Origin of the sequence: Roseimaritima multifibrata, assembly GCF_007741495.1 — a bacterium.
In the GTDB taxonomy this organism is placed as follows: Bacteria; Planctomycetota; Planctomycetia; order Pirellulales; family Pirellulaceae; genus Roseimaritima; species Roseimaritima multifibrata.
The window spans coordinates 5,758,928-5,773,823 of record NZ_CP036262.1 but is presented as its reverse complement, the minus strand read 5'-3'; the positions used below and the strand labels follow the sequence as shown (position 1 = coordinate 5,773,823).

The 14,896-nt window shown below is 54.3% G+C and carries 10 protein-coding genes; 4 read left to right on the top strand and 6 right to left on the bottom strand.

Annotation, left to right across the window (positions count from 1 at the left end; genetic code table 11):
• Positions 1-90: 90 nt before the first annotated feature.
• From FF011L_RS21010 to FF011L_RS21000, 3 genes are all read right to left on the bottom strand, one after another.
• Entirely contained in the window at positions 91-984 is an 894-nt protein-coding gene (locus FF011L_RS21010) for a metallophosphoesterase family protein (RefSeq protein ID WP_145353950.1), read from the bottom strand.
• 105 nt (positions 985-1,089) lie between these two features.
• Complete coding sequence (locus FF011L_RS21005) at positions 1,090-2,385, bottom strand: ATP-binding protein (RefSeq protein WP_145353949.1); 1,296 nt, start codon at positions 2,383-2,385, stop codon at positions 1,090-1,092.
• 1 nt (position 2,386) lies between these two features.
• Positions 2,387-3,073 carry a response regulator transcription factor gene (locus FF011L_RS21000; protein WP_145353948.1) on the bottom strand — a complete coding sequence of 229 codons (687 nt, stop codon included), beginning with the start codon at positions 3,071-3,073 and terminating at the stop codon, positions 2,387-2,389.
• Positions 3,074-3,393: 320 nt separating this feature from the next.
• Here FF011L_RS21000 and FF011L_RS20995 point away from each other — a divergent pair, with 320 nt between their 5' ends.
• Together FF011L_RS20995 and FF011L_RS20990 are read left to right on the top strand one after the other, a co-directional pair.
• Entirely contained in the window at positions 3,394-5,241 is a 1,848-nt protein-coding gene (locus tag FF011L_RS20995; protein ID WP_145353947.1) for an ATP-binding protein, read from the top strand.
• Positions 5,238-6,428, top strand: a complete 1,191-nt coding sequence (locus FF011L_RS20990) for a response regulator (protein WP_218932779.1) — start codon at positions 5,238-5,240, stop codon at positions 6,426-6,428. Before FF011L_RS20995 ends, FF011L_RS20990 begins: the two co-directional genes overlap by 4 nt.
• 173 nt (positions 6,429-6,601) lie before the next feature.
• Here the strand turns inward: FF011L_RS20990 and sucD are convergent, their stop codons facing one another.
• Together sucD and sucC are read right to left on the bottom strand one after the other, a co-directional pair.
• Positions 6,602-7,486, bottom strand: a complete 885-nt coding sequence (gene sucD / locus FF011L_RS20985; protein WP_145353945.1) for a succinate--CoA ligase subunit alpha — start codon at positions 7,484-7,486, stop codon at positions 6,602-6,604.
• Between the two features lie 93 nt (positions 7,487-7,579).
• Positions 7,580-8,764 (bottom strand): ADP-forming succinate--CoA ligase subunit beta, encoded by a 1,185-nt coding sequence (gene sucC, locus FF011L_RS20980; RefSeq protein WP_145353944.1) that lies wholly within the window; start codon positions 8,762-8,764, stop codon positions 7,580-7,582.
• A 710-nt stretch (positions 8,765-9,474) separates the two neighbouring features.
• Between sucC and FF011L_RS20975 the strand changes: the two genes are divergently transcribed.
• Complete coding sequence (locus FF011L_RS20975; protein ID WP_145353943.1) at positions 9,475-10,650, top strand: anti-sigma factor family protein; 1,176 nt, start codon at positions 9,475-9,477, stop codon at positions 10,648-10,650.
• A 187-nt stretch (positions 10,651-10,837) separates the two neighbouring features.
• Positions 10,838-14,125: a PVC-type heme-binding CxxCH protein gene (locus FF011L_RS20970; RefSeq protein ID WP_218932778.1), complete on the top strand. Its 3,288-nt coding sequence runs from the start codon at positions 10,838-10,840 to the stop codon at positions 14,123-14,125.
• 17 nt (positions 14,126-14,142) lie between these two features.
• Here the strand turns inward: FF011L_RS20970 and FF011L_RS20965 are convergent, their stop codons facing one another.
• Positions 14,143-14,835, bottom strand: a complete 693-nt coding sequence (locus FF011L_RS20965) for a GDSL-type esterase/lipase family protein (protein ID WP_145353941.1) — start codon at positions 14,833-14,835, stop codon at positions 14,143-14,145.
• Positions 14,836-14,896: the final 61 nt, after the last annotated feature.

Here is a 14,896-nt window from a genome sequence, read left to right as displayed (position 1 = left end):
ATTCTCAGGCACATGGGCTGAAACCTATACGACTGCGACTGGGAGTTCCCACCGCAGTCGTTAGCCGTTTGGGCAACCGTCTTCTTTACTTCACTTCCAGTCGTAGGCTTGTTGTTTGTGGAAGCCCTTTAGGTGAATGGTTCCATCGGCGTTCAGGTTAAGCAGGGAGAATCCGTTGTTGTCGATCCCGGCTCCCTCCACCATTGCCACCATTGTGCAGTAATGGATGCCATTGATTTCGTTTAGGTCATTCTGATGGCTATGTCCTTGAAAGACCGCTTCGACCAGACCGCTTTTTTCGAGCACTTTTCGTACTTCAGGGCAGTTCTTTACGCCATGATTGTTGCTGACGTCCAGACGCTGATGGGCGAACACGATTGTCGGTTTTGAATTCGCTTCTAGGTCCGCCGTCAGCCACTCCAATTCCTCCGCCGGAATGTTTGCGTCGGTCCAGGTAAAATTCTTGCGTCCGTAGGGCTGGCCGTCTGACCGGAAGCACGAGTCTAAGACCACGAAATGGTACCCACCACGGTCAAACGAATAGAACGATTTGGGCTGTTCGACTTCGGAGAGGAACTCCTCTTTGTGGAGGGTATCGACGCAGTGATTTCCTAACACGTAATACCGTTCTGGGCAGACTTGTGAAAATTCGGCATTGATTTTACGCAAGTAGGTTTGCTCGGTTTTGACCGAACTGGCCGCGTCGATCAGGTCCCCTAATTCAACAACGAAGTTCGGTTTTTCTTTTTGAAATTCAATTCCGGCTTGCGCTAGTTTGGCTGGGGTATCGCGGTAGTGGCGTGAGCCGCCAGGCGGTTTGTCAGCATAGTGAAGGTCGGTAATCAGACCGATCTTCACAGACTCTCGTTTCGCAAGTGGGGCTGATAAAGCTTGGTTTCCCAAACTCATTGCGGTGAGAAGCAGAACTCCATCTTTGACAAAGGCTCGACGTCCGTTTGTGGTGCCATACGGTGAGGTGCTCATGCAATTTTCTCTGGGGTTGCGATCGCGGGGGGATGGAGGGGGCACTGCATCCTAATCGATTGGCAGAGCAATTGAAAACCGATTCATTAAATCTTCATGACCGAATTAAACTTCATCAGCCGGGGGCATTTGAGGTAATTCAATTGCAATTTTAGCTCCGCCAAGGTCACTGCAGAGGGCGGTAACCGTTCCGCCATGGCTGAGGACAATCCGCTGGACAAGAGCTAACCCCAGTCCCGACCCATTCCCTTTTGAATGGTCTAGTCGGACGAAGGGATCGAATACTTTTTCTCGATCGGCTGCAGGGATTCCTAGGCCGTCGTCTTCGACGGTGATAACAATCTTGCTGGACGTTTTGTGAACCTTGGCTTCGACCTTGCTTTCGGCGTATCTGCCGGCGTTGCAAAGCAAATTGCGGAGGACGCGAGTGAGGCTGTTTGCGTTTCCGGCAACAAAGACTGTTTCGGATTCGTCCGCGACGAAGAACTGGACTTCTGGGTAGAGCGGCGCAAGGGAATCGCGCAGGTCGCAAAGGTTTTCGACGATGTCAAATGCTTCGTCATGCGAATTGGTTGCAGCCGATTCCATGCGAACGTACGTCAGCAGTTCGCCGACAAGGTCATCCAGTTCCTGGGTCGCTTGGTCGACTGATGTCAGGCGTTTGCTGCGGTCCTCGTCGGTCTTGGAAGAGGAAATCAATTCTGCGGCAAAGCGAATTCGGGCCAGTGGGGTGCGAAGTTCATGGGAAACGGCTTGTAGAAGTTCGCGTTGGTTACGGAGTAACGTTTCGATCCGATCCGCCATCGAATTGAACGCCTTGGCTAGAGGGAGCCTGCGATGGGCAGTCGGTTGGTCGATACGAGCTGTCAGGTCTCCTTCGGCGATGGCGGTCGCCGTCCTTTCAACGGCTCGGAGCTGGACAGCGACGGGGCGCAGAAGGAGGGCGATCGCGACGGCAGAGAATGCAAAAATCGATCCCAGGCCGGCAAAGGCTTCCAGTTGTGAAGGGCCGACGAATCGTGGCAGGGGGCCAAACCCCAAAATGGTTTCTTTATCCGGCAACAAGGTGAGCATGCGGTCGCCGCCGAAGACGACTTCGCCAGCCAGCAATCGCTGTCGTCGGGTGTCATTGACCGAAAGCGTTGCAAAGGAGTCGGTGTAGACCGGGTATTCAAACGCTTTTTGAATCGCTTCGAATTCCTCCGCACGGACGTCCTCCCCTTTGGCGAGAGCCGCGATCCATTGTTGTTCCGCCAACCGGACCCCCCCCGACAAAGCCTGTTCGATAACCTTACGGTTTTCGGCCTCCGCCCGCAGGCGATAGATATATCCTAGGATCAGCCACGAGATCAGCAGGATCACGATGACGCCTAAGTAGAACCGTAGGAACAGTCGCGTCATATTAAGTTGCCAGTAGGTAGCCGATGCCGCGAATCGACTTGACGCGCAAAGGTGTATTCGAATCGAGTTCAATCTTTTTTCGCAGCCTAGAAACCCGCAAATCGATCGAACGATCGAGGCCGTCGTATGGCAAACCTTGAAGGGCTTCGTAGATATCACTTCTTTGCACGACCGTCCCGGCTCGTTCGGCAAGGTACCACAGTAAATCAAACTCAGCAGTGGTTAGGCTGACCGGTTTCGAGCCGACTTCGACCGTCCGGCTTGCCGCGTCAATCGTTAGATCGTTGACGCATATCCTGCTGTTTGCAGGTGGTTGCAAGCCGGTTGTGTTTCTTCGCAGGTGGACCTTCAGGCGGGCCAGAAGCGCACGTGGGCGGACCGGTTTCGCCATATAATCGTCCGCGCCGACTTCTAGTGCGACGACTTCATCGATCTCGTCGCCTCGAGCGGTCAGGACGAGGATCGGTCCTTCGAAATGAGGACGCACGGTTTTGCAGATCGTGATGCCATCCATTCCTGGCAGTCCGATATCCAGAATAACGGCATCATAGGATTCGTTCTGAATCCGTTGAGCCGCTACTTTGCCATTCGATTCGGACGTGACCGCGTACCCTTCCCCACGAAGAAAATCGGTAACCATTGACGCAAGTTCGTGGTCGTCTTCGACAAGTAACAGTTGGTAGGTCAATTCTTAACCTCTAGGGAATGGACAACGTAGGCCGTGGGCGGGCGGATTCCATTGTGGCCAGCCCTGCGTCTATTTGCATGAATGGTTACAAAACGGTCACAAATCGATACTTCTTGAGATTCTACAGAAAACGAGTCGTTGTCGAGGGTGAGTGGTGTTTTGCCGTCTGCCGAGAAAATCACGGGTAGGGAAACCCGCAATATAAAGTTTTCCTCGGCGGGGAGAGTTTCCGTTGTTCTACGTTTGGGCGGATCAACAGCCAACCATCGAGCGTTTGATGGATGTGTTTTGATTCTGCGTGACGCTAAAACGAGAGAAAAATGGCTCAAGCTGATTCAACCAATCTAAACCGAATCTTGGTGATCGATGATAATCCAGCGATCCACGACGATTTTCGGAAGATCCTGCAAGGAGGGCGGGATGAATTCGCGCTTGAAGCGGCGGAGGCCGCGATTTTTGGTGAATCGGTCAGCTCGTTGGAAAAAAACGTCTATGAGGTCGATTCGGCCTACCAGGGGGAAGAAGGACTTAGAAAAGTCTTGTCCGCCATCGAAAGCGGCAGACCCTATGGATTGGCGTTTGTGGATATGCGAATGCCTCCGGGGTGGGATGGAATACAGACCATTCAAAAGATCTGGAGTGTCGCTCCCTCCTTGAATGTTGTCATCTGTACGGCTTTTACCGATTACACGTGGCCCGAAATTATCGATCAGCTAGGGATCAGCGATCGAATGTTGATCTTGAAAAAGCCGTTTGACAACTGCGAAGTCGCCCAGCTGGCCGCGACATTAACCAAACGAACCATGTTGGAAGCCGAGAACAAAGCCTATCGAAAACGTTTGGAAGATCGCGTTGAGGAACAGTCTGTTTCGCTTACCAAGACTGCTGGCCTGTTGTCACAGTCCAAAGAATTTTTGCAGTCGACATTGGATGCACTGACGACGCAGGTCGCAATTATCGACAGCCGCGGAATCATCCTGGCGTTAAACGCTGCCTGGGAATCGACGGCTCCGGGGGGATCGCCTTTGGCGTCCGGAGAGTGTGTGGTCGGGGCAAATTATTTAACAATTTGCAAGTCCGTTCCCGAACCGTTTCGTCAGCAGGTTGCCCCTTTGGTCCAACATTTGGAGGCAATCATTGCGAATCAGAAAGATTCATTGTTTCGTGAATATAAGGATGTAACCAAGCCATCGGGAAGCCATTGGTACACCGTCCGCGCCGCTCGCTTTCATGACGCCGACGAAACGCGAATTGTCGTCTCGCATGATAACGTCACGGAATACAAACAGCTTCAGGCTCAGCTCGCGCAGGCTCAGAAACTAGAATCGATCGGACAGATCGCGGCGGGAATTGCACACGAAATCAATTCTCCGATGCAGTACATCGGAGACAATATCGAATGTTTGCAGGAATGGGCGGAAAGCTATTTTCAGATTCGAAGCGGCGACACGGAACCATCGCGAGTTGAATCGCTACAGGAAAAGATCCGAGCTTCTTTGGAAGATTGCAAAGACGGCTATCAGCGTGTCACTGGAATTACCCAGGCGATGAAACAGTTCTCGCATCCCGGTAAAAACCAGAAAGAATCGACGGACATCAATGAATTGGTGCGCAGCGCCGCGACGATCACTCGCAATCGTTGGAAGTATGTCGCCGATTTGACGTTGGATTTAGGGGACCGTCCATTGCACCTGACCTGCAATATCGCAGGGGTTAATCAGGTGCTTCTAAATCTGATTGTGAATGCAAGTGATGCGATCGCCGAAAAGTATGGCGACAATCCAGAGCACAAAGGGACATTGCAAATCCGCACCATCGACCATGCAGATGTTGTCGAAATTCAGATCGCGGATTCGGGGGCTGGGATTCCTGCAACCTGGTTAGGACGTGTCTTTGATCCGTTTTTTACCACCAAAGATGTTGGTAAAGGGACCGGGCAAGGTTTGACAATTTGTTATGACGTGGTTGTCAATGTGCATCACGGCGAACTGAGTGTGGAAAGTGAGCCCGGGCAAGGAACCGTCTTTACGGTGCTGCTTCCCAAGCAACCCGTTGAAGAACCCGAGATAGAATTTTTTCAAGAATCGACAAGCCAGCCTTTCGAGGAGGTAGAGCCAGCGTTTGCTGAGGCCTGCCAATGGGGCGATACAGAGGATTTGATCGGATGAGTTTAGTCAATCGAAAAGTCCTTTTCGTGGATGACGATCAGAAATTGTTACAGGGAATTGAGCGTCGTTTTGGCGATCGATTTGATTTGCAAGTGGCCGATTCGGCGAAACATGCTTTGACACTATTTGATCGCAAGTCACCGTTCGCGGTGGTGGTTAGTGATATGCGAATGCCAGTCATGGATGGTCTGGAATTCATCGAAAGAGCAAGGCAGTCGACGAAACATACGGTCTACATGATGCTGACCGGCAATCAGGATTTAACGACGGCCTCCGAGGCGGTCAATCGTGGTCAGGTCTTTCGGTTCTTGACGAAGCCTTGCCCAAGTCGATTGTTGGGGGAAGCGATTGAAGCGGGGATCCAGCAGTACAGTTTGTTGCAAGTTGAGCAGGACTTGCTGCAGAATACTTTCTGCGGATCGGTTGTCGTGTTAACCGAGGTCCTTGAACTAGCCCATCCAAAACTGTTTCGGCGATCTCATGCGGTCAGTGCGGTCCTGGCACAAATCATGAAACATTTAGGGATCGAGGAGTGCTGGGAATATAGGTTGGCGGCTCAGTTGGCAAACGTTGGGTGTGTTGTTTCCTTGTCGGATGAGTCGGCTGCGGCTGACGGGATCGGGTCGGCGACCATCGGCGTCCAGCAAGCTCAGGCGGGTAAACGCCTGATTCGCAACATTCCACGATTGGAAGCGGTCGCGGAGATGGTCGGGAACCATCCGACGGCAATCGGTAAATTCACGCTGAAACCTTCTAGCACTCAGGAGCGAATCGAATCGGGAGCAACGTTGGTGCGGGCGGCGATGGAAGCCGAAGCGTTTGAGCGGAGTGGCCTTCCCTCCGCAGCGATCGCTCAAGCGGTCACCGCGCGAATGCCCGAAATTCCCAGCTTGGTCGTCGATGCGTTCCCGACTGCGTGCGGGAGTCGGGATGCCGGAGGAGCGACAAGGATTGTGATCGAAGTCACGGCACGGCAACTGCGTGAAGGGATGGTGCTTGCCGAGCATGTGGAATCCCAGGCCGATGGGTCTCGTCTGATGTCAAAGGGGACGCGGCTGAGCCAATCCTACATCGAACGCTTGCAGCACATTGTGAGAAGAGAGTTGTTGAAGCCGATCTTCGTTTTCAAACCAGCCACCTCGGGGTCTCCTCTAAGCGGCGACGCGAAAACAGGTTCCAGCACTTAGGTAAATTCGTTTCGCACCGTATCGATCCTCGCGCCTCACCCTCATGACGTTCGCCTCTTTCGATTGGCTTGCGGAGTGAGGGTTGAGGGCTGCGCAATAGAAAACCTCCTGCGAAGTCGCAGGAGGTTTTGAATTTTGCATTGCCGTTAAGGAGCAATATCGTGATCAGCGGATTAATTGTATTCGCTGCGATCGATGGCTTCTTTCACAGCGGTTCCCATGTCGGCGGGGGTTGGAGCGACGACAATTCCGGCGTCTTCGAGTGCCGAGACCTTTTCGGCAGCCGTTCCTTTACCACCACTGATGATCGCACCGGCATGCCCCATCCGTTTTCCGGGAGGTGCGGTGCGTCCTGCGATGAACGCAGCAACCGGTTTGGTCACATGTTGTTTAACGTAGGCAGCTGCTTCTTCTTCGGCACTTCCCCCGATTTCACCGATCATCAAAATCGCTTCGGTCTGGGGATCGTTTTCGTACAGCTTGAACAGGTCGATGTAGCTTGTGCCGACGATGGGGTCTCCACCCAGTCCGACGCAGGTGCTTTGTCCCAGTCCTAGTCCGCTGGTCTGCCAGACCGCTTCGTAGGTCAAGGTACCACTGCGGCTCATGACGCCGACTTTTCCGGGCTGATGAATGTAACCGGGCATGATGCCGATTTTGCATTCGCCGGGAGTGATCAGACCGGGGCAGTTAGGACCGATTAGAACCGCATCGCTGGCTCGCACACGTTGGTAGACACGGACCATATCGAGGACCGGGACTCCTTCGGTGATCGCGGCGATCACTTTGATCCCCGCGTCGAGGGCTTCGAGGATGGCGTCGGCAGCAAACGGAGGTGGGACGAAGATCATCGTCGCATCGGCACCGGTTTCTTGGACGGCTTCTTCGACGGTATCAAAGACAGGCAGTCCTTCTACCGACTGGCCGCCTTTGCCCGGGGTGACACCGCCGACCATTTGGGTGCCATATTCTTTGCAGCCACGCGTGTGGAAAGTACCTGCGCTACCGGTAATACCTTGGCAGATGACGCGTGTTTGACTGTCAACCAGAATGCTCATGAGTTAAGTTTCAGGATTGGGGTGACGGTGTCAGGGAATGACGTTGGGGGAGAATTCGAAAGGTAGTTGAGCCAGAGCAAGCGACGAATCGCTTTACTTGCTCGCTGCGACGACTTTGGCCGCCGCATCGGTTAGGTCGACGGCGGAAATGATGTCGACATCGCTGTCGGCCAGCATCTTGCGTCCCTCTTCGACTTCGGTCCCTTCCAGACGGACGACCAAAGGAACGTTAAACCCAACCTGTTTGCTGGCTTCGATGATTGCGGTCGCAATCGTGGTGCAACGAGCGATCCCGCCAAAAATGTTAACCAGAACCGCTTTGCAGTTCGGGTCCGCCAGCAGGATGCGGAAGGCTTCGGTGACCTGCTCGGTATTGGCACCACCACCAACGTCCAAGAAGTTCGAAGGCTCTCCGCCGTGGTATTTGATGATGTCCATCGTGCTCATCGCCAGACCGGCACCATTGACCAGGCAGCCAATGTTCCCGTCCAGAGTGACGTAGCTGAGCCCGGAATTGGCGGCTCGAACCTCGGCGGGATCCTCTTCGTCCAGGTCCCGCAGTTCTTTTAGGTCGGGATGGCGGAACATGGCGTTGTCGTCAAACGTGATCTTGGCATCCAGAGCAACCATGCCCCCTTCGGCGTCGATCACCAACGGATTGATTTCGGCCATCTCGCAATCGGTAGCGACATAGAATTTGCAAAGGGCGGCAATGAATTTGCCCGCACTTTTTGCGGCTGTCCCCGAAATTCCTAGCTTTTTGCAGATCTTGCGGACCTGAAAAGCTTCGATGCCAACGGCGGGATCAAAATGTTCTTTAAGGATTAGTTCAGGGGTTTCTTCGGCGACCTTTTCAATTTCGACGCCCCCTTCACTGCTGACCATCAGGACCGGCGTCGCAGTGGAGCGGTCAAGGACGATGCCCATGTACAATTCACGAGCGATGTCGCAGCCCTGCTCGACGAAAATTTGGTTGACTTTTTGGCCTTCAGGGCCGGTTTGGATCGTGACCAGGGTTTTGCCCAGCAGTCCGTTGGCGGCCGCTTCGGCTTCAGCCGCACTGCGGACGAGGACAACCCCTTTTTGCTCGGGATTGTCAATGATGTTCCCTTTACCGCGACCACCGGCGTGGATCTGGGCTTTTACCACCGCCAAAGATCCGCCTAGTTTTTCAAATGCGGCTTTGGCTTCGTCAGGCGTGCGGGCGACAATCCCTTCCAGTACCGGGACGCCTGCTTTGCGAAACAGCTGCTTTGCTTGATATTCGTGGATTTTCATCGAAAGATCTTTTCTGGTCGTGGTCGTGCTGACTTCCAATTCCGAGAGTATAGAACGGCTTGAAAAGGCGCGAAAGGATAGCGCGGAAACATTGCCGCAGCAGCTACCCGATTTAGAGGTGAAACTGCTAGGGTGATTGTCCTGGTAGGAATCTTTGGAAATTTCGATATTGCAAGGAAAAATGCGATGAAGGTTGCCGTTGGGTTAGCGGTTCTTGTTTTGGGGATCGTTTTGGCAGGAGGTGGTTCCGCCTGGTTTTTCTTCGTAAGAGCCCAGGATCCTGAGCGAAGCGGCTCACATAAACAGGATTCGGACAAGGATCTTTAGAAGTCGAAAGCGAGCGACCATTGGCAATCCTCTTAGGCATCGGCGTTCTGGTCCCCCGCCGCAACGAATGACTTAGCGAATGATTTTCTGTTCGCCCTCAGCGGTTTCTTCTAAATCCGCGAATGCCGGCGACAGGGGTGGCCATTTCACCGGTTTTGCTGCGTTTTTTGCTCTTGGTCGTTGGCATACCCAAGAAAAGGAGATTTTTCCGGGAAAAATACGGTGCGGAAGCGGGCTGCGGGGGAACTTGTGTGGCGGCAAGGGCATCGGAACGTTATGAATTTGCTTGACGGCTATGTTAACGCCGTCTTCGTCCCCTGGAAAATGAATGGATTCATCGCCAGGGGTTTTATGAATCAGCTATGGATGAAGGCGGACGAGGCATGGCACTCCCCCCCGAAAATATCGAACAGTTGCTAGAGGAGTATCTGGATGATGCTCTTCGCGGCGACGAACGTCAGGCGGTTGAAGACGCCTTGGCGAACGATTCTGCTTTGGCGGAACGTTTGGATGATTTGCTGGCCGAACGAGCCCTGCGTCTGCAGGCGATGCTTGGAGATTCGCGGTTTGAAAACGTTCGTTTGGATGCCGGCTTTGCCGATCGCGTCCTCGCGGCCGTGGATCAAGCCGAGGGTGTTGCACCGACGGTTCCGCTAAAACCTGCCGACAATAAGAAAAACTGGAAACCGGTTGTGATCGCGGTTGCCGCTTTGGCTGCCTGTCTGATGTTGGCTTACTTAGGGTTGATGCCAGGCGGCGATTCAGGTGTCGATGGGCCTGAAGTGGCCGGATCGAATCGCGTCGTTCCTGCCGTCCCCAGCGGTGATTTGGCGAACGCGCCAGCGGTTGAATTGCCGCAGGCGAATCCTTCGATGGCCGTCGCAGCTTCCGAATCCGCGCAAGAAGTACCCGCTACGGATCTGGTTCCGCCACCGGCTGCCATGGGCGATGTCCCCACGCCAGAAATGGTCGCAGCGGATCGATCTGCTGCAGAATTTTCTCCCTCGCTTCAGGTTCCCGCAGACGATTTGAAGATGGTCATGGTCTACGAGGTATCGCAGACCGAACTTGGGAAAGCGAACGGTGCGGTTGTGGCCGCTTTGAAAGAAGCGGGAATTGATCTGAAAGCACGTCAGCCGGTTGCGGATGAGGTTGTCAGTTATTTGCAGGAAGCCAATTTGGTTGCTGCCGAAGCCGAGGCGGGAGCGAATGGGTCGATCCTGTATGTCGAAGCTTCTGGCAAGTCGCTGGATCGGTTTATGGTTTCCATGTTTGCCGACAGTGACAATATCGCGGGACTTCGGTGGAGTCTGGCTTTTGATCCACCCGTGGTTGCTGCGGTGAAGGAACTGGAAAAAATCGATCCTGCCAAGGTTCAGCACGAAGGTGGCGCATCGACGGCTTGGCAGTTGACTCGCCAAGGTGCCGGAGCGGAGAACTTTGAATTTCCCGACGGGCCATCCCGTCTTCAGCCTTTGCAGCGAGATTCCTGGAAAGCCGTCGGGTCGGCTCCTTTGGGACCCGATATCCAAAGCCAGGTACTGCTCCTCATTCGCTAAGAATTTGTGGGGTAGTTGGTCTTTGTGACTTCTGCGAGTGGCGGACAAGTGACAGTTTTGGTCGTTGACTTTACAATGGATCCATTGTTGCTGCTCGCCTGTCCTATCCCTCAGAAAGTCACTGTTTATGACTCGGTTACGGATCGTTGTTTTTTCTTGGTTCGTTGCTTTTGGGGCCTGCTGTGGCGTGTCTGCCCAGAACCAGCCGAAGATAGCCGAAGCGTCGGATGAGCCCAAAGCGGCGATGCAGGCGATGCGGTTGCCCGAGGACTGGCAGGTTCGGTTGTTTGCCGCCGAGCCGATGACGGCCAATATCGTCGCCTTTGATATCGATTATCGCGGCCGCGTGTTCGTAGCGGAATCGTATCGTCAGAGCATGGGCGTTACCGACAACCGGAACCACGACGAAACGTGGTTGCTTGCCGACCTGGCGTCCAAAACCGTTCAGGATCGTATCGACTACCACAAGCGATTGCTCCCCGATCAGGGCAAGGGCTACACGACCGAAATTGATCGCATTCGCCGCTTGGTTGATACCGATGGCGATGGCGTGGCGGACGAAGCAACCACGTTTATCGAAGGATTCAACCGGATCGAAGAAGGGACGGCTGCCGGCGTTTTGGCCCGTGGCGACCATCTGTATCTGACTTGTATCCCCAAATTGTGGAAGTTGGTCGACAAGGACGATGACGGTAAAGTCGACGAATCGATCGTCATGTCCGACGGCTATGGAGTACGCGTTGCTTTTCGCGGTCATGACATGCATGGCCTGATCATCGGCCCCGATGGACGTTTGTATTTCAGTATCGGGGACCGCGGTTACAACGTCACAACCGCCGAGAACAAGCGGTTGGTCGATCCTGCCTCAGGAGCCGTTTTTCGCTGCGAATTGGATGGGAGTGGGCTGGAGGTTTTCGCTAGAGGAATGCGTAACCCGCAGGAGCTTGCTTTCAACGACGTCGGGGATTTGTTTAGCGGCGACAACAACAGTGATAGTGGTGACCGAGCTCGGTTGATTCACATCCTGCAGGGGGGCGATAGCGGTTGGCGGATGTATTACCAGTACCTGCCCGATCGAGGGCCGTTCAATCGCGAAAAAATCTGGGAGCCCTTTCATCCAGAACAGCCCGCCTACTTGGTGCCTCCGATCATCAACTTTGCCGACGGACCCTCGGGGTTGGCCTATTACCCAGGGACCGGATTCGGCGATCGGTTGAAAGATACCTTCTTGCTGGCCGATTTCCGCGGGACGCCTGGCAACAGTGGTGTTCGCTCGTTTCGTTTGGAACCGGATGGTGCCTTTTATCAATTGGCGGCCGATGACCAGTTGATCTGGAGTGTCTTGGCGACCGATGTCATGTTTGGTCCGGATGGAGCGATCTGGATTTCCGATTGGGTGAACGGATGGAACGGAGAAGGTAAAGGCCGGATTTATCGAGTGACCGATCCGAATGCAAAGGACGAAAAACTGGTCAAGGAAGTCCAGCAGATTTTGCAAGGCAATTGGGCTGATTATGACGAAGCAAAACTTGTCGCCTGGTTGGCGCATCCCGACCGTCGCGTCCGACTGGAATCTCAGTTGCAATTGGCCGAGCGAAATGCGAGTGCCAGTTTGCTGGCAGTGGCCACCGATGCCCAGGCAACGCGTACCGCTCGGCTGCATGCGATTTGGGGAGTCGACCAAATCGTTCGTCGGCAGGAGACGCCCGACGTGGATGCCTTTGCTGCGGTGCTGGCGTTACTAAAAGACAAAGATGATTACGTCGCGGCTGCTGCCGCAAAATTCTGTGGTGAAAACCTGCCCTCGGAAACGCAGAAATCGAAGTTGGTGGATGGTTTGAGAGAGCAGCTTGCAAGCCCCTCTGCGCGAGTCCAGTATTTCGCGGCGATGGCTTTGGGGGAAATCAAAGCGGCGGATGCGATTCATGATGTCATTCGGTTCTTGGAAGCGAACGACAATCGGGACCCGGCGCTGCGGCATGCCGGGGTGATGGCTTTGGTTGGTTCGGCCACGCCCGAGCAATTGACTGGTTTTCGCAATCATCCCAACGAGTCGGTGCGGAGGGCTCTGGTCGTAGCACTGCGACGAATGGGGAGTGCTTCGGTGGGCGAATTCCTGCAGGACCCTTCCCCGCTGGTTGTCGCGGAGGCCGCTCGGGCGATCCACGATGAACCGATTGGTGTTGCCCTGGAAGTGTTGGCTTCGCGGTTGGAGCAGCCGATTGCTGATCAAGAAACTCAACGTCGTGTCTTGAATGCGAATTATCGACTTGGGACCGCTCAGGCGGCTGAACGTTTGGTCCATTTTGCAGCCCGGGCCGGAGCCGACGAAGCGATGCGACTGGAAGCCCTGGCGATGTTGGATGCGTGGGGCGAACCCGATCCGCGGGACCGTGTGTTGAACGCTTACCGGCCTTTGACAAAACGTCCGGTGGTCGAAGTCCAGGTCGCTTTGAAAACGGAGATGCCGCAGTTGCTGTCGGCTTCCGATGCCATCAAGACCCAAGCGGTTGCTCTGGCCGCAAGTTTGGGATTGGATGACGTGGTTCCGGTTCTGCTCAAACGTGTCGAGAGCAAGGACATCCCTCCAGCGTCTCGGGCTTCGGCCTTGCAGTCGTTGGCCAAATTAGATCCGGCGAAGGCTACCGCGGCCGCAAAAAGTTCGCTGGCAAGTGCTCATGTTCCGCTCCGCTTGGCAGCCTTACGGGTACTGTCGCGAACGCAGCCAGCGGCAAATATTGTGGTGCTGGAAAAGGCAACAAAAAGCGATGTCCTGTTGGAACGTCAACTTGCTTGGGATCTGCTGGGACAGATTAAAACCGAAGCGACCGCCGGTATCTTGAACGCCGGAGTCGAGGACCTTTTGGATGGTTCGGTGCCTGCCGATACCCAGCTGAATTTGGTCGAAGCCGCGAAGGGGCAGCTTAGTGAAGCGATGGCGGGCCGACTGACAGCTTTTGAAAAGGAGCAGGAGGAAACTTCACCGATCGGAAAGTGGATGTTCAGCCTTAAAGGAGGCGACGTCGAGGCTGGTCGGAAGCTGTTCGTCGGCAAAACCGAACTCTCCTGCGTTCGTTGCCACAAAGTGAACGGTACTGGTGGCGACGTCGGACCGGACCTGAGCGTGATTGGTAAAACCCGTGATCTACCCTATCTGCTTGCTTCGATTGCCCTTCCGGATGCCGCGATCGCCGAAGGATTTGAAACAGCCGTGATTGCCGATGACATCGGTGTAACCCATATCGGGATCGTCACCAAAGAGGACGACGAACAGGTCGAATTGATCAAAGCCGACGGAACCCGCGTGACGCTGTTCAAAGAAGAAATTGTCGCCAGGGAAAAAGGGAAATCAGCGATGCCGGCTGATTTGCTGAATTATCTGTCGCCTCGCGAACTCCGCGATTTGGTTGCCTATCTGGGGTCGCTGACCGAAGCCGAAGGGAAGGGAAAACCTTCCGATTCGGAGCATCGGTAGGACGCAACGAAGTGACTTTACTTTGCCAAAAGGTAGGGAGCCAATTCAGGGGCAGCGGATCGAAGTTCGGTAATGATCAGGTCCGCTGTCGCGTTGGCTCCGGCTTCGCTGAAGTGCGTCGTGTCGCTCTCGCTGAAGTTATACGCGGCGGTCGCTTCAGGACCTAACTTGTTGTGATGTTCGATGCTGATCGAATGCAGGTCGATGAAGGTAAGCTGTTGCTCTTTGGCAACCTTTGCGGCCGCTTTGGCGAAAGTCGCAAGGTTCCCCTTCAGGTTCTCTTCTCGCAGCTGTATTTTGCCTTCTTTGTCAAAGTTGCGGCGCGTTACCGAACTAAGGATGATCACCTTGCTGCCTGCTTCGCGAGCTCTTTGAACGTACGAATTCAGGTGGTTCTGATAGACATCGGTTCCATATCTTTTCTGGTCATTGTGCCCAAATTGAATCAGCACAACATCGGGTTTTTGTTTCAGGAGTTCATCAAACCGGCGCGACAGAGAGTTCAGCGTTGCACCATTTCTGGCGTAGTTTAGGACTTGGGTGTTGTTGTTAAATCGTTTGGCGAAGGCGGGGCCCCAGCCATAGGTGTCGGCAACCGTTGAATCTCCGATCAGGCCAATCGTGAGGGAGTCTTGCTGTGCGGTCAGTACTTGAGGGCTGGCGACCAACAGGGCCACGAGCAGGAGTCCGCGTAAGGATTGGATTTGCATGGGGTCGGTTCAGAGGCGGTTTGAGTAGCGGTGTCTTTCCAGCGGGCAGGCTGCCAAACCC